Annotated in this window: 17 protein-coding genes and 1 tRNA gene; 6 read left to right on the plus strand and 12 right to left on the minus strand. The window is 68.1% G+C overall.

Going from position 1 to position 24,522, the window contains the following annotated elements:
* Positions 1–29: 29 nt before the first annotated feature.
* The 4 genes from CLV40_RS13100 to CLV40_RS13115 are packed head-to-tail and all read right to left on the minus strand — an operon-like array spanning position 30 to position 6,216.
* Positions 30–2,459, minus strand: a complete 2,430-nt coding sequence (locus CLV40_RS13100; RefSeq protein ID WP_104479155.1) for a hypothetical protein — start codon at positions 2,457–2,459, stop codon at positions 30–32.
* Complete coding sequence (locus CLV40_RS13105; RefSeq protein WP_146108020.1) at positions 2,456–3,460, minus strand: hypothetical protein; 1,005 nt, start codon at positions 3,458–3,460, stop codon at positions 2,456–2,458. Before CLV40_RS13105 ends, CLV40_RS13100 begins: the two co-directional genes overlap by 4 nt.
* Positions 3,460–5,010: an SPFH domain-containing protein gene (locus CLV40_RS13110; protein WP_104479157.1), complete on the minus strand. Its 1,551-nt coding sequence runs from the start codon at positions 5,008–5,010 to the stop codon at positions 3,460–3,462. Before CLV40_RS13110 ends, CLV40_RS13105 begins: the two co-directional genes overlap by 1 nt.
* A 6-nt stretch (positions 5,011–5,016) precedes the next feature.
* Positions 5,017–6,216, minus strand: a complete 1,200-nt coding sequence (locus CLV40_RS13115; RefSeq protein WP_104479158.1) for a GUN4 domain-containing protein — start codon at positions 6,214–6,216, stop codon at positions 5,017–5,019.
* A 220-nt stretch (positions 6,217–6,436) separates the two neighbouring features.
* Here CLV40_RS13115 and CLV40_RS13120 point away from each other — a divergent pair, with 220 nt between their 5' ends.
* Positions 6,437–7,282 (plus strand): leucine-rich repeat domain-containing protein, encoded by an 846-nt coding sequence (locus tag CLV40_RS13120; protein WP_104479159.1) that lies wholly within the window; start codon positions 6,437–6,439, stop codon positions 7,280–7,282.
* 94 nt (positions 7,283–7,376) lie between these two features.
* Here the strand turns inward: CLV40_RS13120 and CLV40_RS13125 are convergent, their stop codons facing one another.
* Together CLV40_RS13125 and CLV40_RS13130 are read right to left on the minus strand one after the other, a co-directional pair.
* Positions 7,377–7,748 (minus strand): helix-turn-helix domain-containing protein, encoded by a 372-nt coding sequence (locus CLV40_RS13125; RefSeq protein ID WP_104479160.1) that lies wholly within the window; start codon positions 7,746–7,748, stop codon positions 7,377–7,379.
* Positions 7,749–8,294: 546 nt separating this feature from the next.
* Positions 8,295–9,446 carry a DNA adenine methylase gene (locus tag CLV40_RS13130; protein WP_104479161.1) on the minus strand — a complete coding sequence of 384 codons (1,152 nt, stop codon included), beginning with the start codon at positions 9,444–9,446 and terminating at the stop codon, positions 8,295–8,297.
* A gap of 420 nt (positions 9,447–9,866) precedes the next feature.
* Here CLV40_RS13130 and CLV40_RS13135 point away from each other — a divergent pair, with 420 nt between their 5' ends.
* The 5 genes from CLV40_RS13135 (at position 9,867) to CLV40_RS13155 (ending at position 19,762) form a co-directional block, all read left to right on the plus strand.
* Positions 9,867–13,031, plus strand: coding sequence for a helicase-related protein (locus CLV40_RS13135; protein ID WP_104479162.1), 3,165 nt, complete (start codon positions 9,867–9,869; stop codon positions 13,029–13,031).
* Positions 13,028–13,804, plus strand: a complete 777-nt coding sequence (locus CLV40_RS13140) for a DUF4391 domain-containing protein (RefSeq protein WP_181043475.1) — start codon at positions 13,028–13,030, stop codon at positions 13,802–13,804. Before CLV40_RS13135 ends, CLV40_RS13140 begins: the two co-directional genes overlap by 4 nt.
* Positions 13,805–13,853: 49 nt before the next feature.
* Positions 13,854–15,857: a site-specific DNA-methyltransferase gene (locus CLV40_RS13145; RefSeq protein WP_181043476.1), complete on the plus strand. Its 2,004-nt coding sequence runs from the start codon at positions 13,854–13,856 to the stop codon at positions 15,855–15,857.
* A 7-nt stretch (positions 15,858–15,864) separates the two neighbouring features.
* The gene (locus CLV40_RS13150) at positions 15,865–19,047 is read left to right on the plus strand and encodes a restriction endonuclease (RefSeq protein ID WP_104479165.1); all 3,183 of its coding nucleotides are present in this window, start codon (positions 15,865–15,867) and stop codon (positions 19,045–19,047) included.
* Between the two features lie 421 nt (positions 19,048–19,468).
* The gene (locus CLV40_RS13155; protein WP_104479166.1) at positions 19,469–19,762 is read left to right on the plus strand and encodes a hypothetical protein; all 294 of its coding nucleotides are present in this window, start codon (positions 19,469–19,471) and stop codon (positions 19,760–19,762) included.
* Here the strand turns inward: CLV40_RS13155 and CLV40_RS13160 are convergent.
* From CLV40_RS13160 to purB, 6 genes are all read right to left on the minus strand, one after another.
* Positions 19,727–19,810: transfer RNA gene (locus tag CLV40_RS13160), tRNA-Leu, on the minus strand. The two genes, CLV40_RS13155 and CLV40_RS13160, sit on opposite strands and share 36 nt — an antisense overlap.
* 19 nt (positions 19,811–19,829) lie before the next feature.
* The gene (locus CLV40_RS13165) at positions 19,830–20,648 is read right to left on the minus strand and encodes an MOSC N-terminal beta barrel domain-containing protein (protein WP_245931262.1); all 819 of its coding nucleotides are present in this window, start codon (positions 20,646–20,648) and stop codon (positions 19,830–19,832) included.
* A gap of 18 nt (positions 20,649–20,666) precedes the next feature.
* Positions 20,667–21,395, minus strand: coding sequence for an amino acid ABC transporter ATP-binding protein (locus CLV40_RS13170; protein ID WP_181043477.1), 729 nt, complete (start codon positions 21,393–21,395; stop codon positions 20,667–20,669).
* On the minus strand, positions 21,367–22,110 hold the full coding sequence (locus CLV40_RS13175; protein ID WP_104479169.1) for an amino acid ABC transporter permease: 744 nt from the start codon (positions 22,108–22,110) through the stop codon (positions 21,367–21,369). The genes CLV40_RS13170 and CLV40_RS13175 overlap by 29 nt, the downstream gene beginning before the upstream one ends.
* Positions 22,110–22,910 (minus strand): ABC transporter substrate-binding protein, encoded by an 801-nt coding sequence (locus CLV40_RS13180; RefSeq protein WP_104479170.1) that lies wholly within the window; start codon positions 22,908–22,910, stop codon positions 22,110–22,112. The genes CLV40_RS13175 and CLV40_RS13180 overlap by 1 nt, the downstream gene beginning before the upstream one ends.
* Before the next feature lie 161 nt (positions 22,911–23,071).
* The gene (gene purB, locus CLV40_RS13185; RefSeq protein ID WP_104479171.1) at positions 23,072–24,511 is read right to left on the minus strand and encodes an adenylosuccinate lyase; all 1,440 of its coding nucleotides are present in this window, start codon (positions 24,509–24,511) and stop codon (positions 23,072–23,074) included.
* Positions 24,512–24,522: the final 11 nt, after the last annotated feature.

Genomic DNA, 24,522 nt, shown 5'->3' on the forward strand with positions numbered 1-24,522 from the left:
CCGACACCTCTTCTGCACCGTGGCCTCCCTCAGGCGTGCGGCGGCCGCGCCCGGGCGGCCACCGGTTCGACGGCATCGAGCACCTGGTCCAGGTCGGCGCGGTGCAGCGCCAGCACCCCGTGCTCGCCGACCACCGGCGCGAGGTGCGCGACCAGGCGCACGACCGTGATCGCCTGGCCGAGCAGCACGCCGAACAGCTCGTCGGCGGTCGAGTCGAGCCGCGACCGCGGCCACCGGGCCAGCAGCGCCGTGCCGAGCGCAGTGGCCAGCCGGTCGGGCCGCGGGTCGCCCGCGAGGTGCAGGCGGGACGTGAGCACGACGAACAGCTCCGCCCACTGCGGGGTCAGCGGCCGCCACGCCGACCGGGCGAGCGCGTCGGCCACGGCCTCCGCGGTCTCCTCCGCCCGGGACAGGCGCACCACGAGGTCGGCCACCTCGGCGACCGGGGCCCGCTCGGCCACGCCCCGCAGGCGGTTGCGCAGGATCGCGACCGCCAGCTCCGGGTCGTCGGCCAGCAGCGGGAGCCAGCGCGCGGCGCTGGGCCGGGCGAGCAGCCGACCGTCCCGACGGGCCTCGTCCGCCACGACCTCGACCACCGGCGCCACTACGGCCGTGTCACCCCCCAGGTGCCACAACGCGTCGAGCACGTCGTCGACCTCCGCGCCCGCGCCCCACCCGGGGTCCAGCCGCTCGGCGACCCGGGTGACCACCGCGGTCCGACGGCCGAGGGAGAGCCCGCTCGAGTCGACCCGCCGGCGCAGCGCCTCCCGGTACCGCCTGCCCGCGTGCAGCGACCTGGAGGGCTCCAGGTCGGCACCCGCCAGCAGGAAATCGGCCGCGGCCTGCTGCTCCGGGTCGGTGAGCGGCACCTTGGTCAGCGCCACGCCCCACTCCGACCAGTCGACGGGCGCGCTTTCCAGGTACGCCAGCACGCCCGCCATGAGCCCCCGCACGGCGGTCCGACCGGTCCGGGCGGCGAGGCCGATCAGCTCCCGCACGACGGTCCCGTCGATGCCGTGCAGGACCCGGATGTCCTCGGCCTCGGCCGCTCCGGTGTCGCCGGTCGCGACGCGGAAGGGACGGCTGATCCGGGTCCACGCGGTGGGCTCGTCCGCCTGACCCGCCAGGGTGCGCAGCAGGTAACCGGGGTGGCCGTCGGCGGCCACGAGCGCGCGGGCCAGGCCGATGGCGAGGTGCGGGGAACCGTTGACCGCGCGGGCGATCTCATCTGTCCACTCCGGACTTTCGCCGAGCCGGACCAGCACCTCGATCACCCGGCCGAGGTGCCCGCCGAACGCCGACGACCCGGTCCCGGGGGCCAGCGCGTCGAGGAAGTCGGCCCGCGAGCCGGTCGCGGCGGCCAGGTCGGCCAACGCGAGCACGGACCCGGCCCGCCACTCCGGCCGCCGCAGCCGCACACCCGCGACCCGGGCCAGGTGCGCGGTCGCGCCCGGCTCCCAGTGCGCGGCGAGCCAGGTGGCGTCGCGGCGGACGTCCTCCGGGCAGGCCACGTCGAGGTAGCCGATCAGCAGGCCGAGGCGCGACCGCGGGTCGAGCGCGGCGAACATGCCCCGCTCGTCGAGGGCGCGCACCTGCTCCGGCCGCAGCGTGCGGTCGGCCGCGGCGCGCAGCACGGCCTTGACCTGGTCGAACCCGGCGAGGGCGGCCCGCACGGCACCGAGGTCGCGGTCCCGCGCGTCCGGGAGGCCCGCGAGGTAGCGGGCGACCGCGTCCCGGCCGTGCTGCTCGCAGTACCCGACGAGCAGGTCGCGGTAGGCGCGCGCGGCGGGACCGAGCGACCCGACCGCCTCCCCGGTGCGGACGTCCACCACCCGGTCGCCCGGCTCCGCGGTCGCCTTGCAGCTCAACACCATCCGGAACCCGGCGTCGGACCAGCACGCCGCGGTCAGCCAGGACAGCGCGCCCGCGGGCAGCAACGCGGCGACCGAGTCGAGCAGCGCCAACCGGGACGCCAGGTCCAGCCGGTCCGCGCCGACCAGCGCCACGGGCCCCGCGACGACCAGCGCGGCCACGGTGGCGGCCACGTGCCAGGGAAAACCGCGCCTCGGCTCGACCGGCTCGACGCGCGTCGGTGGCTCGTCGCGCCACCGGTCCACCGCGTGGTGCAGGGCGGTGAACGTGCCGGAGAAGCCGTCCAGCGGGACGCACAGGAACCGGGTGACGGCGATGGGTCGGCTCGTGGCGTCGACCTGGTCGGACCACGCCCGGACCGCCACCCCCAGGTGGGTCCGGTCGTCGGACCGCACGGGCACGAACCACACCCACGGCAGGGCCGCGGCACCCTCGGCGTCCACGGCGGGCGAGTGGCCCGGGGCCGCGTCGAGCAGGATCGCGGTGAGTTGGGCGTGGGTGAACGGTTCGGCGCTGGCCGCCAGCACCGCGTAGTCGGCGTCGTCGCCGGGCCGCTTGCCGACCACGGCCCAGCCCGGCCCGCTCATCGCCGCTGGTCCTGACGGACCGAGTCGTGCAGCCACAGCAGGGGCTCGAGCACGTTGATCGGCCGGACCGCGTCGCGGATCCGCAGGGCGTCGCCGTCGTAGTGGGTGTTGAGGAAGTCGTTGAGCTGGAAGCGCTTGCGGCCGATGTTGAAGCCGATGGACGAGCTGACGAAGTAGCCGAGCGTGTCGAAGTACTGGCGCAGGCCGCTTTCCACCAGGTCGGCGTTGCTGCCCGGGTCCGCGCACAGCGAGGCGAAGTACTGCCGGGCCCGGTCCGGGGAAACCTCGGGCATGTGCGGGGGAGTGGTGGAGCGGACGGTGTAGCCGCTGCGGCGCGCGTGGTCGAAGACCTCGTAGTCGTCGAACTTGCTGACACAGACCGCGACGCGGTGCGGTAACCGTGGGCCGGGGAACGTCTCGTTCTCCATGACCTTGCCGGTCAACCGTTGCAGGACACCGTGGAAGTAGCGGAAAGCGTCGCGCTCGCGCTCCTCGCGCTGGGGGTCGAAGAGGAAGATGATGCCGTCGCAGTGGTGCAGGTGGTCGATGAGCCGGGCGTCGGGCTTGACCGCGGTCGACGCCTGGGCGCCCGCGATGGCGAAGTCGGCGCCGGTCTCGTCGACGGGGGAGCCGTCGTAGAAGCGACCGGGCACGTCGAGCACGTCCAGCTCGAACGACAGCGTCTCCGGTGGTCGCTTCTGCCACCGGAGACGCTGTCCGGTGTGGACACCGCTGAACCGGAACGACAGGCCGCGGCTGTCGTCGGTGGCGGTGGGGAAGCGCTTCTCGGTGGCCAGCCGGTGCACCGACTCGACCAGGAACCGCACGGAGGCGTCGTCGCGCCCGCTCATGATCCAGTCGACCGGGCCCGCGCCCTGCGCCCGGGTCGTGGCGATCTGCAGCGCGGCCAGGAACGTGGTCTTCCCGCTGCCCGGCGGGCCCCACAGCCCGAGCCGCACCGAGGTGGCGGGCTCCGGGCGGTACCGCTGCGGTCCGATCATCACTCCGCCTCGGCCTGCTCGCCCGAGTGCCGCAGCTCCTTGGCGCCGCGCATGCCCTGCAGGCCCATCACCAGGTCGCGGGCCTGCATGAACGGCATGGCCTGCAGCAGCGACGCGGTGACCCCGCTGTCGCCGCCCACGTACTGCGGCACGTCGCCCTTGACCAGCTCGGCGACGATCTTCTGCAGCGCGGTGTGCTCCGAGCCCAGCAGCTCGACCATGACGTTGAGCTCGGTGTACTCCAGCCTGCGGCGCTGCTCCTCGACCTTGACCCGCTGCAGCTCGATCTCGCTGGTGGCCCGCTCGTTGATCACCTGCGCCTCCAGCCCCTCCAGCTTGGCCCGCTCCAGCTTGGTCCGCTCGAACTGCACCGCGATCGCCTTGCGGTGCTCGTTGAGCTGCTGGTCGTCGAACTCGAAGTCGCCGATCGTGGTGCTGATCGCCCGCACCCCGGTCAGGTCGAGCGCGTGGCGCACCTCCGAGGCCAGCTCGTTGGACACCTCGTCGCGGCGGGTCAGGAACTCGATGATCCGGGCCCGGCCGGAGATCCGGCGGAAGTAGCCGTCGACGGTGGCGGCCAGCTCCTTCTCCACGAACCCCTTCACCGCGGCCCGACCGGAGGAGCCGAGGTCGCCGAAGCGGCGCACCAGCCGGGGCGCGGCCTCGGCGGGGATCTGCACGGTCTGCTTCATGTCCAGCCGCACCGTGTGGCCCTGCACGTCCAGCTTGATCTGGTCGAGGGAGACGTCCAGGTTGTCCTCGGACTTGGGGTCCTCGTTCCACTCCAGCACCAGCACCCGGGTCGGGATCCGCACGACGTGCGCGAACCAGGGGTTGATCAGGTACCGGCCGCCCTCGTCCAGGGTCTCCTCCTGCACCCCGCGCTGGCCGCCGCCCGCCAGGAACACCCAGGGCTTGCGGTAGCTCTCGTGCCCGTCGACCACCGCCCCGGCCTGGTTGCGCTCGACCGGGGCCTTGGTGCCGAAGTGGGTGACCACGACACCGATCTCGCCGACCCGCAGCTCGATCTCGCGCAGCGACTCGGGCTCCAGGCCCTCGCGACGGGCCGCGACCTGGCGGTCCACCGTGATCACCTCGAAGACCTCGGGGTTGATCGCGTAGGCACCGCTGGGCAGCACCAGCGGCTGGCGGCCCTGCTCGCCACCGCGGCGCAGGAACCGCTCGGCGTCCTGGAAGAAGTCGCAGTCCACGTGCGCGGCCAGGCCGTCGCCGGAGGAGCGCACCGCGCCCGCCCTGGCCACGACGAGCCCGATGGTGCCGCTGGGGACGCGGACGTACGGGACGTGCTTGACGTGGAAGTGGAAGGGCCGCGTCCAGTAGCGGGTGTTGGCGGGCACCAACTGGGCCTGGGGGCCGGGCGCGCCGAAGACGCTGACGGCGGCGTTGTCACCGACCCGGTGCGCGCCGCGCTTGCGGTAGATGACGCCGACGTGGCCGTTCGGCACGCGCCTGCGGCCGGTCGAGCCGAACCAGAAGCCGAGGACCAGCACCAGCAGCACGCCGCCGCCTGCGGCCACGATCGTGGACACCGCGCATCACTCCCAATCCTGGATTCGCTGGTGCACGGTCATGACGGTGCGCTTCCACTCGTCCCGCCACTCGGGGAAGCACTCGCGGTCGGGGTGCCGCAGCGTCGGGTAGAAGGGGCGGTCGCGGGTGGCGCGGGCGGTGAACCCCGGGTAGCGCCGCGCCGGGTCGTCGGACCACCACCCGAGGCGCTCGCACAGCTCGTCGAAGCGGCTGTCGCGCAGGCCGAGCCCGGCGAGCAGGTGGCGCTGCGCGCGGAAACCCCAGCGGTCGCCGGAGAACTCGGACCAGGGTTTGTCGAGCGCGGCGAAGAGGGCGAGGGGGAGGTTGGGGCCGTCGGCGGTGCGGACCGTGCCCTGGAGGGTGCGGTCGACGGCCTCGAGGACGGCCATGGTGGTGAGGTTGTCGGCGGCGAGGACGTCGTCGTGGGACAGTGCCGCGGCCACCGCCGCCACGGCCTTCTCGACGGCGGGGCCCAGCGGTGGGCTCGGCGGTCGTTCGGGCGGTTTCGGCGGGTCCGGGTCCGCGGGGCGGACGGGCTCGGGCGTGGCCAGCTCCGCGACGACGTCGGCGAGGTTGCGGGGCTTCGGGGGCGGCAGCGGCGGGGCGTGTCCGATGACGCGGAGGTGGGCGGCCTGGTGGAAGCCCTTCTGCCGCGAGTGCACGATCACGTTGGTGAAGTCGGCGCGGCGCAGGCCGTGCATCTCCGGCTCGACCGCAGCCTCGAACAGCTTGCCGCACAGGATCTGCACCACGGTGGCGGTCGGCACGTCGACCAGCGCGGCGCGGGCCTGCTGCGCGTTGAGCAGGCGGTTGAGCACGGTCATCCCGACACCGGCCCATCCCAGGTCGGCCGGGGAGAAGACGTCGAAGACCATAGCCAGGCGCAGTTGCAGCGACCGGGTCGGGTTGGCGCGGTTGTGGTCGGCCAACGCGCGGTCGAGCGTCATGGGGAAGTCGCGGACGACCGGCACCAGGTTGACGTCACCGGGCAGCAGGGCGACTTCCCCGTCACCGGCGGAGTCGCGTTCCCACTGGCCCCGGTCCAGGTACGCGGCCGCGGCCGCCAGGTCGAGCACGCGGTTGAGGGCGCGCTGCACCTCGTCCTGTTCCCAATGCGTGAACCGGTGGTAGTCGCGGATGTCGACCCCGATCGCCACCCGCTTGTACAGCCCTGGGGGCACCCGGCTCGTCCCACCTTCGCCCATGGGCACCAGTGTCCCCACCCGCCAAAGCAAAGTCGGACAACAGCGCCAAATGTCCAGTTGTTGTCAACCACCGGCGGCGGGTCCACTGGAGACGAAGATCGCGACCACCCCGTCCGCCCCGCGCGGGTCCGACACCCCGTGTCCAGGAGTCGCCGGGTCTTGCCACGCGACCACAAAGGACGGACCATGCCTTGAGCCACAGAGGAACCAGGAGGGGCAGGTGCCGGTCAAGCCGTACGGGAAAGGCGAGAAGCGCGGTCTGCACGTGGACGGTGTCCCGTGGAGCGACGAGATCACCCAGCGCTACGTCGACGAGGGCTGCCACGGCCTCGTCCTGGGCGGACCGCTGGCCGACCTGGACTTCCTGCCCGACGTCCCCGACCTCCGCTTCCTCAGCCTCATGCGCGGGGTCGCCGACTGCTCGGCGATCTCCCGGGTCCCGACCCTGGAGTTCCTCTCACTGGCGACCGACAGCCGCGGCACCTTCACCTTCGAAGGCATGGAAAACCTCCGAATACTCGAGACGCCGTACCAGAAGAAGTGGATGCCCGGCCTGGCCGACCTCCGCGAAATCCACAGCCTGATGGTCTACTTCTGGCCCAAAGAACAACCGGACCTCACCATCCTCGGCGACAAGCCCAACCTCACCGACCTCCGCCTGCAGTTCAAGCGGACCGCCCACGTCTCGCTTGCCGGCCTGACCGCACCCCAGCTGAAAACCTTCAACCTCTACGACGGCCGGATAACGGACCCCGACCTCTTCGCCAATTTCCCGCTACTCGAGGACATGACCTTCTACAGCACGAAGGTCCACAACCTCGATTTCGTCAAGGCCCTCCCGATCCTGAAGAACCTGGGCATCGAAAACGGCGGCGACATCGACTCCGTCACCCCGCTGGCGAACCACCCCACCCTGGAACAGCTCGCGATCTCCGGCCGCACCACGATCACCGACGGCGACCTGCACCCCCTGCTCAACATCCCCAAGGCGAAGGGCATCGCCGTCGAGCGCAACGCGCCGCACTACTCCCACCGCGCCGCCGAGGTCCGCAAACTCCCCTGGTAGCTGAAACCAGCGCAACCGCACGCCCGCAGCGGCGTCCACCCTCAGGTAGAACCGGTCGGGAGATCGGTGTCAGGACTCCTGATTTCAGCGGCCGTCACTGCTCGCGCTGACGCGAGAACATGTCGTTGAGCCGAACCTGGATGTCGTCGAGCCGCTCGGCGATCTCGGCGAGGCGCAGCTCGACGGAGTCCATGCGAGACCCCATCGGCCCGGCCTCCGCGTCGTCACCGTCGTGGGGGTACCGACCGCGCAGCACGTCGGAGAGGTGGTCGGGCCGCAGCCCGAGGGCGAGGGACAAGGCCTCCAGCGTGCGCGCGCTACGGCGCCGCTCCACGGTGTGGTGCTGCAGCTCGCGCACGATGGCCTGCGAGACCTGCGACCGGTCCGCCAGCTCCCGCTGCCGCCACCCGAGCTCCCGCACCCGGTCGTTGATGCACTTGGCGACCGCCGCCCAATCCTCCGACACGCATTCCTCCGCGCCCTCTCAGTAACGCGGACGATAATGCCTGCCCAGACGGATATCAGCGCAATCGACGCGACGAGTTCCGTGTCGGAATACAACCAAAAACCCGGCCGATTTCAGCATCTTAGCGCTGAAATCATAAGATGCCCTTAACTGCCTAAAACCATAAGAGGGCCACTTTGTGCACTACACACACACGAGCACACTAACACCCTCTTACACGCGAGGGACCGGACAGCCAACCCGGGCCATTCGGTCCCCAGCAGCGAAGACCCACCGCGCCCGCGGCTCAGACCAAGCTTCACCGTGAAGCCCTCCAGGTAAATCCACCCACCATTGGACTTGCCCTCGTACTTCGCAACCGGCGTACCGAAGTCCACAAGCACCAAAGTCGTCAACGCGTGGTGAATGTTCTCCCACTTCTTCGCGGTCTCATGCGCCGACGGCATAACCACCCCTCCCACGGTTTGCTGACATACCAACCCCCAAGTCGCACACAACCCGTGACCCGTTACGCGGCCGAACTCCCGTCAGGCCCGACGAAGTCGGTCAGCCCATTCGGTCAACCAGAAACAGGTGCTCATTGACGTGAATTGCACGCTGCCTCAGGTTTCGACCACCGCGGAAAGTGTTGTAGGGGATGACGATCTCGTCCACCGACCCGCGGGCGGCCAAGACCAGCTTGAGGTCCTCGATGCCGATGTACCCCTCGGCGTTGAACGAGAGCAGGATGAACCGACTGGGTAACCTGTCCAGCAGGTTGACCAGCAACCCCAACGACCGCTTGCGAACGTTGTACTCCGAGCGATTCCAGTCAACCGGGATCCCGGAAACAGGACTGACCACAGCAGGTCGCTTGTAATCCACCAACAAGTTGAGCATAAAATAGTTGGACCCATAGGGATGCTGGTTGTACGGCGGATCAATATACGTAAGATCCACCTCACCCACCCCTCCCCCTACCCCCATCCCCCCAACCAGGACGTTCGCATCCGACCGCGTCACCACACTCCGGGCCGCATGCAGACTCAATACCGGCGCCTCTAACCGAATCGGCTCAAGAATCCGCCGCAACGCATCCCCCGCCGCCGCCCCAAACTTCCCAATCCCAGTATTCTTGTCCTTATAGAACCCCTTAAACACCCCACTAGTATTAGCGTGCATCGAAGCCTGCGATAACAAGGGCCCCAGCACAAGCACCCGCTCAGGCTCATCCAACCGCGCTATCTCTTGCGCAAAGAAGTCCAACCGCCGAGCATTGTCATTGGTATAGAAAACCCGCTCCCCCACCCCAATATCCCGATCATCCTGCGGCGAGTACATCTCCCGAATGAACCCGTCAACCGACTCCCCAGCATCGGCCCGCCGATTCAACTCGTCAACAACCCCAGCAACCCGCCCCGCCACCCGCCCATCCCGATCAGCCAAAAAACAAGAATTGACAACCCGCGAATACTCCTCCAGGTCATTCGCCATCACCACAACCGAATGCCGCTTGAGCAACCGCGCGACGAACCCGCTCCCCGCGAACAGATCCAGCGTCACCAACCGACGCCCCCCAACCCGCTCCCGCACCCGCCACACGGCCCGCTCGAGCTCAGCCCCCAAACCCCGCTTGTTGCCTATGTAGGTAATGAGCTGCCGAGACAGATACCCCGGCTCTTCCTCCCCAGCCGACGGCCCGACACCGGCCAACTCCACCCCGCAGCCCCCGTCCGACTCCCCACCCCGACGCGATCGTCCGCGCAGGATACGAGCGCAACCGGGCCACAGTCACTACTCGTCTTCTTCCCAGACGTGGAACCCGCACGCACACCCCACTGGAAGAAGCGCGCCGACCCAGCCCGGAGGCGAGCGCGACCAGCCGGTTCCACGTGGATGTGGCCCAGGGCGCGGGCCACGCCGACCACAGCCCATCAGGCACGGCGAACCGGACGCAATTCCCCGGCAGAACGCACTACACGCAATCCACATCCAGGACGAACCCGAACCGGCACGATCGACATTCTGCGAGTGACGCGAATCCTCGCCTGCCGAACCAGGAAACCTCTAGGATCGGGTCCACGGCCATCCGTGCGGATCCCGGCGGATGGTCAAGACTCCGGCAGCGTGAGGACTGAAATGGCAGACGCAGGTGCCGATGGGCCGATCGTCAACAGCCTTCGCCGTCACCTCACCGGCGCCACCGGCGTGGACGCGCTGAGCGAGTCGTTCTCGTTGTACGTCTACGACGCGATCCTGAAAGGCGCCTCGGACATCTCGGCCCGCCTGCTACTGTGGGACGGCTCACTGGACTCGTACCCGCTCAACGGTCTGGGCAACGAGCACCGGCTCCGCTCGAGGCTGGACCAGCACCGAATCGCCAGGGACTGCGCCCAGTGGGCCAGGGAGCGACTGCAGATCCGCAGTTTGACCAAGCGCACCCGGCGCTCGTGGGTGAGCGTCAGCGGGACGTTCCCGTACGCGGTGACCGGCTCCGGTCTCGACGCTGAAGGACTCGGGTTGGTCCCGTCGGACGATCTGATCTTCCCGGAGGAGATCAGTGATATCGCCGACGCGGGCAAGCTCACAGCGAACTTCGACAAGATATGGCACAACGAGCACGCCAGCGAGGACGTGCGAGAGCGGTTCTTGGCGAAGATCGAGCTACTACACCGGGACAACACGCCGGAGTCGGTCTACCTGCGGATTTTGATCGCGCTTTTCGCGGACTTCGTGACTGAGGTCGGCGATGAGACCGAGAACCGAGGTAGGACCGGGTTCTTCAAAACCGAGGTATGGCGCAAACTATACAAGTTCCAACGTGACGGCGTGCTCGGCGCCATCGAGAAGCTTGAGATCCACAACGGCTGCATCATCGCCGACAGCGTCGGTCTCGGCAAGACGTTCGAGGCCTTGGCAGTGATCAAGTATTACGAGCTCCGAAACAATCGCGTCCTCGTGCTGACGCCGAAGCGGCTTCGGGAAAACTGGACGATCTTTCGAGCCAACGACGCCCGCAACCCGCTGCTCGCCGACAGGTTCGCCTTCGACGTGCTCAACCACACCGACCTCAGCCGCGTCGATGGCAGGTCGGGTGACATCGACCTGGCCCACGTCAACTGGGGCAACTACGACCTGGTCGTCGTCGACGAGTCTCACAACTTCCGGAACAACCCGCAGCTCAAGGGGCACATCACCCGATACCAGCGGCTGATGGACGAGGTCTTCAAAGCGGGGGTTCGCACGAAGGTCCTCATGCTCAGCGCCACTCCGGTCAACACCCGCTTGGCCGACCTGAAGAACCAGGTGCTCTTCGCCACCGAGGGCGTTGACGACGCCCTCGCGAGCGGCGGCATCGGCTCAATCGAGCAGACGCTGCGCAAGGCGCAGATGCGGTTCACCGCCTGGCAGAAGAGCGACGCCGCCACCAGGTCGGCCCAGTCGCTGGTCGGCGTGCTCGGCATGGACTACATCCGGCTGCTCGACCTAGTCACGATCGCCCGCTCTCGCAAGCACATCGAGAAGTACTACGGCACGGCGGACGTCGGGGACTTCCCCGAGCGGCTCGCACCGGTCAACCTCTCGCCGCCGATCGACCTCGACGGTCGGTTGATGCGACCCGAGCAGCTCAACGACGCGCTCCTCATGCTCAACCTGGCCGCATACCGGCCAACCTCCTATGTGCTGCCCAACAAGGCGAAGAAGTACGCCGAGCTCTACGACCAGCAGTTGCGCACCGGTGGCGCCCGGGTGTGGCGGCAGTCCGACCGTGACGCCAACATCGTCCACCTGGTTCGCATCGGGCTGCTGAAGCGGCTGGAGTCGTCCGTCGCGTCGCTCACCCGCACGGTGGCGAAGGTCCTGGGCAAGGTCGAGGCGGTGATCGCCAGGGTGGAGGAGTACGACGCTACGGGCGGCAACGGTGTCTCCATCGAGAGCTTGGACAACGCGGCCGATCTCGACGAGCAAGAACTTGAGGACGTCATCGGGGGCACGCTGAAGGTGCTGCTGGCCGATATCGACCGCGCTGCTTGGCTGCAGGACCTGCGCGACGACCGGGACCGGCTGCGCGTCGTGCTGGCCGACATCGAGGCCGTCGACCCGAGCCGTGACGCCAAGCTCCTGGCGCTCAAGGACCTGCTCCGGCAGAAGGCGGTGAATCCCACCAATGCGGGAAATCGCAAGGCGCTGGTCTTCACCGCCTACTCCGACACCGCCGACTACCTCTACTCCGAAGTGGCAAGCTGGGCACGTGATGAGCTCGGCCTGCACGTCGCGCTCATCACCGGCACGACCAACAAGAGCACGCTGGACACGCGCAAAGATATGCACAGCCTGCTGACGGCGTTCTCCCCCCGCTCGAAAGGGGGTGATCCGGATGCCGAGCAGATCGATATCGTTATCGCCACGGACACCATTTCCGAGGGGCAGAACCTCCAGGACTGCGACATGGTCGTCAACTACGACATCCACTGGAATCCGGTCCGCATCGTGCAGCGCTTCGGCCGCGTCGACCGCCTCGGCACCACCAACAGCTCGGTGCAGCTGGTCAACTTCTGGCCGGACATCGACCTGGACACCTACATCAACCTGGAGAAACGGGTCTCCAGCCGGATGACCCTTCTCGACGTATCGGCCACCGGTGAGGAGAACATCCTCGACGCCGAAGCGATGAACGATCTGGACTACCGCCGCAAGCAGCTTGAGCAGATGCAGAACGCGGCGCCGACGATGGAGGACCTGGCCGGGGGGCTGAGCATCACCGACCTCACACTGAGCGATTTCCGCATGGATGTCGCCGCCCGCCCGTGGCGGCAGCGCAAAAACCTGGCCGGTTGGCCTCTGGCGCTGTTCGGGGTGACCCGATTCGACCAGTCGCTCGTCGCCGACGGGCTCACCCCGGGCGCGGTGTTCCTGCTCCGGGTTCGGGGAGACGCGATCGCGCTACCGGATTCCTACCCACTGGCGCCCCACCTGCTCGCGTACGTCAGGGATGACGGCGTGCTGGCCCACCCCGTCGACGAGCCGAAACTCGCCCTCGACGTCCTGCGCAGGCACTGCCTGGACCGCACCGAGCCCGACGAAGCCGCGCTCGCCGCCTTCCACAAGGCGACCGTGGACGGCGACCGGATGGCCCATTACCGGAGCCTGCTCGACGTAGCCGTCACGGCGGCCGCCAAACAGGCGACAGAGACCGCTGTGGCCTCGCTCTTCTCGCCAGGGCCCTCGACCCTGGGGACCAGCGACGGTGCTGCCGGTCTTGACGCCATCGACGTCGTTGCCTGGTTGGCGGTGGTGCCGTGAGCGGGCAGCCCTCTCTCGACCCCGCGGGGCTCCTGGGTCTGCCCGAACGAGCGCGGCTCGCCGAGCGGCTCACGAAGCGGCTGCTGCGTGAGCAGGTCGGCGGCGGCGCAGGGAGCACACCGGAGAGCAGGCTCGTCGACAGGGCTGTTGTCTCGGCGCAGGTCGTCGGAATCCTCCGACCGGAAACGGTCTCGATCCCCTCATACCGCGACCGCGATGGGACCGGCGGTCGTGAGATCTCCGACATCGCCGTCCTGCACCTGCGTTTGAACCCGAGGGTCACCCCATCCAACAGGCAGCGCCTGGTCGAGCTGGTTCAGCGGTCCATGCCCCGGCTCGTGGTGATCTTCCTCGACGGTCCGGACCTACCAGGTGAGCTGGCACTCGCTCTCACCCACGTGAGTCGTACCGATCCCGCGAGGCAGACCTCGGTTGTCGACGCCACCATCACCGTCCCGGTTGCCGAGTTACCCAACGGAGCTCTCGACATCAACCACCGCGACCGCACGGACCTATGGGCGCTTTATCGCGATCTGGTGCGCATCGCGGCGACCGGGGGGCAGCCCGCGTCGGCCGCGCTCGGAGCCGATGAAGCGGTGCGGTTGCGCCATAGACTCGTCGCTCTCCGGGCGGAACTCGATGCCGTCACGCGGAATGCGAAACGCGCCAAGTCGCAACAGTCGCGCATCATTTTCAACACCACGGCCAAGACGCTGCGGCAGCAAATCGCTACCGTGCGTGCTGGCCTCTACCATAGCGACTCATCGCAGTGATCCGGCGAGACCACCATTGCCAGTGCACGACCCCGAGAGAGACGAAGACGTGACCGCGGACAGCAACCCGTTCGAGCCGATCAGCGACAAGCGCGATCATCAGGGCCCTGGAGAGGTCCAGGGCAACATCGACGCCCTCGCCCGGCTCTTCCCCGACGCCGTCGTCGACGGAAAGGTCAGTCTCGACGTCTTGGCCGATCTGATCGGTCAGCAGGCCGACCGGAGCGGTGCGGAGGGCTTCGGCCTCCGCTGGCCCGGCATGAACGAGGCCCGCAAGCTCTCGGCCCAACCGGCGACGCGGACGCTGCTCCCGCGCCAGGACGAGTCGGTGGACTGGGACACCACCCGCAACATGGTGATCGAGGGCGACAACCTTGAGGTCCTCCGCCTGCTGCGCCGGGGCTACACCGGCGCGGTCGACGTCATCTACATCGACCCGCCGTACAACACCGGGAACGACTTCGTCTATGACGACAAGTTCGGCGCCTCCCGCACGGAGACCGAGATGGCCGCCGGTCTCCGCGACGAGACCGGCTCGCTTGAGCACGGTGCTGCCTCCGATCTCGCGGCTGATCGTCGGGCCGGGGCCTCTCGCCATTCCAAGTGGCTCTCGATGATGTACCCCCGCCTGCTATTGGCCCATCATCTCCTCAAGGAGACAGGCGTGATCATCGTCGCGATCGATGACACAGAGAACGCGCGCCTGAAACTCCTGACCGACCGGATCTTCGGGGCGGAGAACTACATCGCCAACGTGGTCTGGCAAGGCGGACGCAAAAATGACTCAAGGTACGTTTCCGTCGGCCATGACTACATGCTGATATACGCGAAGAATGAGCGCAGCCTGAAGGAGAAGGGCGTGCTGTGGCGCGAACCGCGCCAGGCTGACGAGACGACCCTCAAGGCATCACAACAGGCCTGGCTGGAGTCGGGAAAAAAGCCCGAAGAAGCCACCCGCCTGATGAAAAAGTGGATTTCTTCCCTGCCCGCAGGCCATCCCGCCAAGGAAAACAATCGATTCTACGAGTTTGAATCGGACGGTCGGGTGTACCGCAAGCGGGATATCTCCTGGCCCGGCGGCGGCGGGCCGCGCTATGACGTGCTCCACCCGGTCACCGGCTTGCCCGTTCGAGTACCCGCGCGCGGGTGGATCTACTCGAAGCCGGAAAGGATGCAGCAGGACATCGATAACGGGCTGATAGTCTGGGGCAAGGACCACACTGAGTTCATCAACCGCAAGACCTACCTCGACTCGGATGACGGAGCGGTGCCCACTTCCGTGTTCGAACGCAAGCGAACGAGCTCGTCGAAAGCGCTCGACCAGCTGCTCGGCGAAGGAGTATTCGAGTACCCCAAAGATAAGGATGTCGTCGCGCGATGGATCAACCTCGCCGCAGCGGGTAACTCTGACGCGCTCGTTCTCGACTTCTTCGCCGGTTCCGGTTCGACCGGTCACGCGGTGATGGACCTCAATGCCGCCGACGGCGGCAACCGGCGCTATATCCTGGTCCAGCTCGACGAGCCAGTCAAAAAGGACGGTTACGCGACGATCGCCGACATCACACGCGAGCGACTACGGCGCGCGGGCGCGCAAATCGCACAGCAAGGAACGCTGGACGCGCAGGGCATAGATACCGGCTTCCGCTCCTACAAGCTGGCTGACTCCAACGTCAAACCCTGGGACGGGACAGCCGAGCTCGACCTGCTCGATTCCGTCGACAACCTCGTCAGCGGCCGCAGCACAGACGATCTCCTGGTGGAGATGATGCTGCGGCTGGGCATCGATCTGGTGACACCGGTTGCGACCAGGAAGGTCGCCGAGTCCACCCTCTACAGCCTTGCAGGCACGCTCTACGCGTTCTTCGGTGGCGATCTGGACGCCGCGAAGGCGGACGAGGTCGCGAGAGCGATCATCGCGTGGCGGGACGAGGACCCGGTTGACTCCGACGTGACCGTCGTGGTCCTCGACACGGGTTTCCGCGACTCCAGCGCCAAACTGAACCTCGCCGCGGCGCTGCGGCAGGCCGGTGTCACGACCCTGCGCAGCATCTGAGGTCGGCATGAAGTTCACCTTCGAGGCCAACCTCGACTACCAGCGCGCCGCCATCAACGCCGTCACCGATCTCTTCCGCGGGCAAGATTCGCTCACCGGCCAGTTCACCGTCCAAGCCCGCAAGATCAGCGACGTCCCCGCGCTGCCCGGGTTGGACGAAGCCGAGTCGGGCGAGGGCACCCTCGGCATCGGCAACCGGCTACGCCTGCACACCGACGTCATCCTGGCCAATCTGCACATGGTGCAGGACCGCGCGGGCCTGGCCCACGACGAGCAGCTCACGTCGCTCAACTTCACGATCGAGATGGAAACCGGCACCGGCAAGACCTACGTCTACCTGCGCACGATCCACGAGCTGCACAAGCTCTACGGGTTCACGAAGTTCGTCGTCGTGGTGCCCTCCGTCGCCATCAGCGAAGGCGTGACCACCTCGATCGCCTTGCTGCACGAGCATTTCGAGGCGCTCTACCCCGGCCAGCGGCTCTCCTCGTTCCGGCTAGACGGCGGCAACCTCTCGCGGGTGCGCTCCTTCGCCACCTCATCCGGCATCGAGGTGCTGATCACCACCGCTGCCGCGGTCAACAAGGCCACCAACAAGGTGCACCAGCAGGTGGAGGACCTCGGCTTCGAGATCCCGATGGACCTGATCCGCGCCACGCGCCCCATGGTCATCGTCGACGAGCCGCAGAGCGTCTACGGCGATGACGGCAACCCGCGCAAGGCGAAGGGGGCGGGCCGCGTCGCCATTGAGGGGCGCGCGCCGAGCCGGGACGACAACACCGTCGGCAGGCAATCTTTGGCGAAGGGCATGCACGCCACGGCGGTACTGCGCTACTCCGCGACACATCCCCGGCACGACAAGGCGAACCTCGTCTATCGCCTGGATGCGATCGCCGCGTACGAGCAGGCTCTGGTCAAGCAGATCGAGGTCGACTCCCTGGTCACCGAGGCCAACGGCACCGCACCGTACGTCCGCCTGCTCCAGACCAAGCGCACCGCTTCCGCGCTGAAGGCCAGGTTGGAGCTCGACGTCGAGGTCGGCAGCCAGATCAAGCGCAAGGCGGTCGACGTACCCGTCGGGGCCAACCTCGAGGATGTGACCGGTCGCGCTCGCTACCGCCACCTCACCCTCGACGCGATCAGCGTGGTCCCCGGGGCGGAGTCGGTGCGCTTCGGGGACCTTGTCGAGCTGAGGGTCCACGATGCCGTCGGTGCCGAGATCACCGTCGATGAGCGCGCCCGGCAGATGATCGCCCAGACGATCCGGCAGCATCTGCGCAAGGAGCAGGAGTTCGCCGTCGCAGGCAGGGCGATCAAAGTGCTCAGCCTCCTCTTCGTGGACTCGGTCGCGAAGTACCGCGTCTACGACGACAACGGTGACGCCCAACCGGGCGAGTACGCGCAGGTGTTCGAGGAGGAATACGCGAAGGTCTCCGCCGAGCCGGAGTTCCGCAGCCTGCTGGGGGGCGATCCCGCCGACGCGGTCGCGGCTCGCGCCCACCAGGGGTACTTCTCCATCGACCGGTCCAAAGGCAGGTCCGAGCGGCTCGTGGACACCTCGGAGACCAACGACAGGGGGCGCCAGCAGGCGAGCCTGGCCTACGAGCAGATCATGAAGGACAAGGTCGGGTTGACCACTCCCGGTTCCCCGATCCGCTTCGTCTTCACGCACTCCGCGCTGCAGGAGGGCTGGGACAACCCGAACGTGTTCCAGATCTGCGTGCTGCGCACCATGGGCACCGAGCGGTGGCGGCGGCAGAGCATCGGCCGTGGCCTGCGTATCTGCATCGACGGCAGCGGTAAGCGCGTGCCCGGCTTCGACGTCAACCGTCTCACCGTGATCGCGAACGAGTCGTACGAGGAGTTCGCCGAGCAGCTCCAGCGCGAGCTCGCCGATGATCTCGGCATCGAGTTCGGCCGGGTGACCATCGACGGCTTCGCGCGCCTCACCCACAAACCCACGCCCGGTGCCCAACCGGTGCCGGTCGGGGACGAGATCGCCCGAGCCCTGTTCAACGCACTGGTCGCAGCCCGATACGTCACACCCTCCGGCAAGGGCGTCGCCAAGGTCGAGGACAGCCTGCGTGAGGCCGTCGCAGGCGACACCGAGGAGCTGCGCGCGCTCGTCGCGGCGGCGGTTCCCGGCGTTACGGCCCGGTACGTGGTCCAGCGCCTCATCAAGCGGCTCGTCAAGCCGATCGATATCAGGAAAGCAGGCGACCGGGTTTCCGTCCCCGTGGTCGGCGAGCGCCTGGAGAGCCCGGAGTTCCAGGCGCTGTGGGAGCGGATCAAGCACCGCACCCAATTCCGCGTCAGCGTCGAGGAATCCGGGCTGCAGGCGGCCATCGTCTCGGCTCTGCGCGCCCTGCCCCCCGTGCCGGACCGCAAAGGGGTGTGGGAGACCACCGTCGTCAACGACATCGACCAAGGCGGCCTGCGGAGCACCACCATGCGCACCGAGCGGATCGATGTGGCCTACGCGGATCGCGACGACCTCCCGGACATCCTGTCGGTCCTCGCCGACCGTACCCAACTCACCCGCCGGACACTCGCCCAAGCACTGACCGAGTCGGGCACGCTGGCGCAGTTCCGAAAGAACCCGCAGGTCTACGTCGACCACGCGACCCAAGTGATCAACAGCGCGAAGGAACAGCTGCTCGTCGCCGGTCTCCGGTACGAACTCGTCGACGCCACCAGGCCTGAGGCCGCTCGCCAGCACCCGCTCTCGATCTTCGCCGAGGCCGACCTCACCGGCTACACCGGCCCGAACGGGAACGTCGTCACCGGGGACGACGGCGAACTCATCTCCTTCGACACCAAGTCGCCGTACAAGTACATCGTCGTCGACTCCGCCGTCGAGCGCGCCTTCGCCATGGCGCTCAAGCAGCGGACTGACGTCCGGACCTTCGTCAAGCTGCCTGCGGCATTCACAATTCCGACGCCACTAGGCGACTACAACCCGGACTGGGCTGTCGTTATCGAGCGCCCCAACGGCAACCGCTACATGGTCTTCGAAACGAAGGGCTCGATCGATCCCGAGCTGCTGCGCCCGGCAGAGAAGGGCAAGGTCTACGCGGCCGAGTGCCACTTCAGCGCAATCGAGATCGCCCTCGACTTCGACGATCTGCACTATGCCAAGGTCGACAGCATGGATACGGCTGACGGCGTGATCGATGAGACTTACACATAACAGGCGTCAACATCGAATCGCTCAGGGCAACCGCCACCTTTGGTCCAGGAGTCAACGTCTCCGTCCAGCAACACGGTGAAGCGACGCGTGTACGATCTAGTTGGCACAGGGATGCAGGGCAAGGCAGCCGAACGAGCCACCCGCGCGAGCCAGGACAAGCCCCGGACCTGGCACGATCACAATGAAGAATGGTGTCGACTCATCACCGTCACAGGGAGCCGACTGGTCGCCATCGACCTCAACGAACTAGACCAGGATCACTACGTAGTCGCCGACCGAAACAACTAACCGACCAACCGGGATCTCAACAGGTCCACACTGAACACCCCTGGTTAGTGGATAGCCGACAACTTCACCCACGCTCGCGCGAACGCCACCGCGCAACTGCTCCTCGACGCCAACGACACGCCGAGCAGACCCGATGGCCTTGGTCGAGGTCACCAGCCAAGCCCAGGCCGAACGAGCCGCCGCACAGGCGGAGTTGGAGCAGGCGCCGGGGACGGCGTCCGCCGCGGAGCTGTACGCCATGATCGATTCGCTGGGTGACGTGCAGGACATAGTGAACAGCGGGGACACCGACCGGCTGGCCGCGCTGTATGCCGAGATCGGGCTGGAAGTCCTGTACCAGGAAGCAGAAGAGGCCGTCTACGTGACGGCCTCTCCACGGGTGAATAGTGTGTGTCCGAGGGGGGACTTGAACCCCCACGCCCGCTAAGGGCACTAGCACCTCAAGCTAGCGCGTCTGCCATTCCGCCACCCGGACTTGGTGTGTTGGGGACATACTACTGCCACTCGCTCACGTGTACGTCATCACCCACCCTCAGGGTGCCTGGGGTGAGGATGGCGAGCTTGGCGCCGAAGGTTACGCCTGGGCGGGTGGGGTGGCGGCGGTACGTGGCGAGGGTTCGGGTGGGTTCGGGGCCCGTCTTGGCGCCGGTTCGCTGGTCGACCGTGGGCACCGCGCACCGAACCGCTTGGGTTGAGAAGCCTAGGGTGGTTGTGCCGATGGTCAGGGTGTGGACTCGGTCTTCGGTGTATGGGTCTGGCCAGCCGGTGACCTCGATGTTGGCGCGGAAGCGGTCCATCGGGATCGGTGTGGCTCCCGCGGTCTCGATGCGGGTGTTGAGGTCGGCCAAGGAGGAGTCCGACGTCATCAGGATGGCGTGGGCGTCGCCGAAGCCGACCTTGCCGGGGTGGGTGCCCCAGCCCTCCCGGTCGTGGTTCGGCGGGACGCGGACCAGTCGGACGTCTCGGTTGAGGGTTGTGGAGCACCACTTGGCCGCCGGGTCGCCTTGGTCTACGGCGGGGCCGAACCAGCGGTTGAAAAGGCTCACTTCGCGCTCGGGGCCGGTGTGGGTCAGGTCCAGTTCGAACTCGTCGGTGTTGGGGGCGGTCAGGGTCAGGCGGTTGTTCGACAGGGCTGCTTGGACGGCGGCCATGGCGGGGAGTTTGCGTTGGCTGACGAAGCTGCCGTCCGAGGCCTCTACGACCATCAGGAGGCGGTCGTCCAGCAGGCCGGTCTCGGTGGTCTCCGCGGTGGTTACCGGGACGCCCGAGAAGCCCTTGACCGGGTAATACGTGAGTGCCGAGACCGTTGCCACGACACCCACGCTACCCGTTCACAGCACCTGTGAGAGGAAGCTCCGGAGTCTGGGACTCGTGGGGGAGTCGAACACGGCGGCGGGCGGCCCCGCCGCCACGACCCGGCCCTGGTCCATAAAGGCCACTTGGTCGGCGACCGAACGGGCGAAACCCATCTCGTGGGTGACGACGACCATGGTCATCCCGCCCGCGGACAGGTCGGTCATGAGGCCCAGGACGCCCTTCACCAGCTCCGGGTCCAGTGCGCTGGTCGCCTCGTCGAACAGCATCAGCTCCGGGCCCATGGCCAGGGCGCGGGCGATCGCCACGCGTTGGCGTTGGCCGCCGGAGAGGGCGGAGGGGCGGTACGGGGCCTTGTCCGCCAGGCCGACGTCGGTCAGGTGGCGCAGGGCGCGTTCGCGGGCCTCCTCTTTGGACAGCCCCAGCACGGAGCGCAGGGGGAGTACGAGGTTGTCCAGCACCGTGCGGTGGGCGAAGAGGTTGAAGTGCTGGAACACCATCCCGATCCGCCTGCGCAGCCGGTTCGGGTCGGTGCCGATGACGCTGACGCCGTCGAGGAGGACGTCGCCGCTCGCCGGGCGGTCCAGTTGGTTGATCGCGCGCAGCAGGGTCGACTTGCCCGACCCGGACGGTCCGATGACGCACGTCGTGCTGCCTCTGGGCACCTCGAGATCCACCCCGCGCAGCACCTCCAGGGTGCCGAACGACAGGTGCAGGTCAGCCACGCGCAGGCTCGAGCTCGGCAAGGGTGTCACCTCCCCGCACCGGGCGGCCCTCACGCAGCCGCCGGTCGACGAAGTTCACCAGGTGCGTGAGCGGCACGGTGATCGCCAGGTACACCAACCCCGCCGCCACCAGCGGCGACAGGTTGCCCGTGTTGGCCGCGACGTCCTGCCCGATGCGGAACAGCTCCCGCTGCGAGGCCAGCAGCCCCAGGAAGTAGACCAGGCTGGAGTCCTTGACCAGCGCGATGAACTGGTTCACCAGCGCGGGCAGCACCCGCCGCACGCCCTGGGGGACGATGACCTTGGCCATGGTCGCGGTGTGCGTCATGCCCAGCGCCCGCGCCGCCTCCGACTGTCCTTTGTCGACGCTCTGGATGCCCGACCGGAAGATCTCGCCGACATAGGCCGACGCGATCAGGCTCAGCGCCAGGATGCCCAGCGGGTACGGGTTCGTGCCGACCAGCGGCCTGGCCACGACCGCGAGGCCCTGCCCGACAAGCAGGATCGTCACGATCGCGGGCAGGCCGCGGAACACGTCGGTGTACACCCGTGCGGGCCAGCGCAGCCAGCGCCGGTGCGACAGCCCCATCAGCGCCAGCCCGAGCCCCAGGGCCGTGCCCAGCACCGCCGAGCACCCCGCCAGGATCAGCGTGTTGGCCAAGCCGGTGCCGAGCAGGTCGGGGAGGACCTCGGCGATGTAGTCCCAGTTGAGGAAGGTGTCGAGCAGGTCCGACATCAGGGCTTGAACTGGGACGGCGCGGGCACGCTCGGGATGAACTTGTCGTGCAGCCGCAGCCAGGTGCCGTCCGCGATCGCCGCGCGCAGGCCGTCGTTGAGCTTGGCGCGCAGCTCGTCGTTGCCCTTGCGCACCGCGAAGCCGTGCGGCAGGTCCTTGGCCTCGATGGTCGCGGTGACCGCCAGCGCCGGGTCGTCCTTGGCGTACTTCTCCGCGATGGTCAGGTCGACCACCCACGCGTCGACGTTGCCGTTGCGCAGACCCGCGATCGCCGCGTCGTAGCTGGGGAAGCGCACGATCTGCGCGCCGGGCACGGTGGCGCCCAGGTACTTGTCGCCGACCGTGGCCTGGATCACCGCGACCCGTTTGCCGTCGAGGAGCTGCGCGTCGGTGATGGACTTGTCCTTGCTCAGGACGCTGACGTACTCGTAGTTGTACGGGTGGCTGAAGTCGACGGTCTTGCGCCGCTCGTCGGTCTGCGCGATCGCCGACGAGCCCGCGTCGAACGTGCGGTTGGCGACCTGGCCGAGCAGCGCGGAGAAGTCGGTGCCGACGAACTCGACCTTGTACCCGGCCTTCTCCGCGACGACCTTGAACAGCTCGTTGTCGAACCCGGTGTAGACGCCGTTCTCCTGGTAGACGTTCGGCGGCGCGTCACCGAGGGTGCCGACCCGCAGCACCTGGGGGCCACCCGAACCGGCGGCGGCGTCCCCGGAGGACGAGCCGCACGCGGTCAGCGCGGTTGTGGCGGCGATACCGGCAACAGCGAGCGCGACTACGCGCAGCAAAGAAGTCCGCATCGGTCTTTCCGTGGTTCATGTGCTTGTCGCACAACGAATCACGCGGATCGCACCCGGTCCGGGTCACCCGCGTTCGTCACCGACGGTATGCAGCCACGGCCCTTGAACGCCAAGACGTTCCGGATCTCTCACATACCGAGACCCGGAACCCGTGACCCGGACTACAGAATCGCGCCCGGCGCGTACCCGGACGCCTCCGGAAAGCGCGTCAGCACCGCCTCGACCCGCCGCACGACCTCGGCGACCTGCGCGCCCGCCACCCCGGTGAACGGCAGCCGGTCGGCCAGCAGCGCGTCCAGACCCGCGCGGTCCAGCGGGATGCGGTCGTCAGCGGCGAGCCGGTCCAGCAGGTCGTTGCGCTCGGCGCCCTGCTCGCGCATGGCCAGCGCGACCGCGACCGCGTGCTCCTTGATCGCCTGGTGCGCGGTCTCCCGGCCGACGCCCGCCTGCACCGAGGCCATCAACACCTTGGTGGTGGCCAAGAACGGCAGGTACCGGTCGAGTTCGCGGCCGATCACCGCCGGGTAGGCGCCGAACTCGTCGAGCACGGTGAGGAACGTCTCAAGTAGACCGTCGAGGGCGAAGAACGCGTCCGGCAGGGCGACCCGGCGCACGACCGAGCACGACACGTCGCCCTCGTTCCACTGGTCACCGGCCAGCTCGCCCGCCATCGACGCGTAGCCGCGCAGGATCACCGCGAGGCCGTTGACCCGCTCGCAGGAGCGCGTGTTCATCTTGTGCGGCATGGCCGACGAGCCGACCTGGCCCGGCTTGAAGCCCTCGGTGACCAGCTCGTGCCCGGCCATCAGCCGGATCGTCTTGGCCAGGCTCGACGGCCCGGCGGCGAGCTGCACGAGCGCGGTCAGCACGTCGTAGTCCAGCGACCGCGGGTAGACCTGACCGACGCTGACGAACCGCGCGTCGAAGCCCAGGTGCTCGGCGACCTCGTGCTCCAGCTCGGCCAGCTTGTCCTGGTCGCCGCCGAGCAGGTCGAGCATGTCCTGGGCGGTGCCGACCGGCCCCTTGACCCCACGCAGCGGGTAGCGGGTGATCAGCTCGTCGAGCCGGGTGAAGGCGACGAGCAGCTCGTCCGCGGCGGTGGCGAAGCGCTTGCCGAGCGTGGTGGCCTGCGCGGCGACGTTGTGCGAGCGGCCGGTGAGCACCAGGTCGGCGTGTTCGGCGGCGAGCCGGGCCAGTCGGGCCAGCACCGCGGCGACCCGGCCGCGCACCAGCTCCAGCGACCGGCGGACCTGCACCTGCTCGACGTTCTCGGTGAGGTCGCGCGAGGTCATGCCCTTGTGCACGTGCTCGTGGCCCGCCTGGGCGTTGAACTCCTCGATGCGCGCCTTCACGTCGTGCCGGGTGACGCGTTCGCGGGCGGCGATGCTGCCCAGGTCGACCTCCGGCAGCACCCGCCGGTAGTCCTCGACGACGCCCGGCGGGACGTCGATGCCGAGCCGGGCCTGGGCGGTGAGCACGGCGAGCCACAGCTCGCGCTCCATCCGGACCTTCTCCTCCGGCGACCACAGCGCGGCCAGCTCGGTCGAGGCGTAGCGTCCGGCGAGGACGTTGGGGATGGCGGGCTTCTGCGCTGCGGTCACGTCTGACCAGC

It is taken from the genome of Actinokineospora auranticolor (assembly GCF_002934265.1).
Classification (GTDB): domain Bacteria; phylum Actinomycetota; class Actinomycetes; order Mycobacteriales; family Pseudonocardiaceae; genus Actinokineospora; species Actinokineospora auranticolor.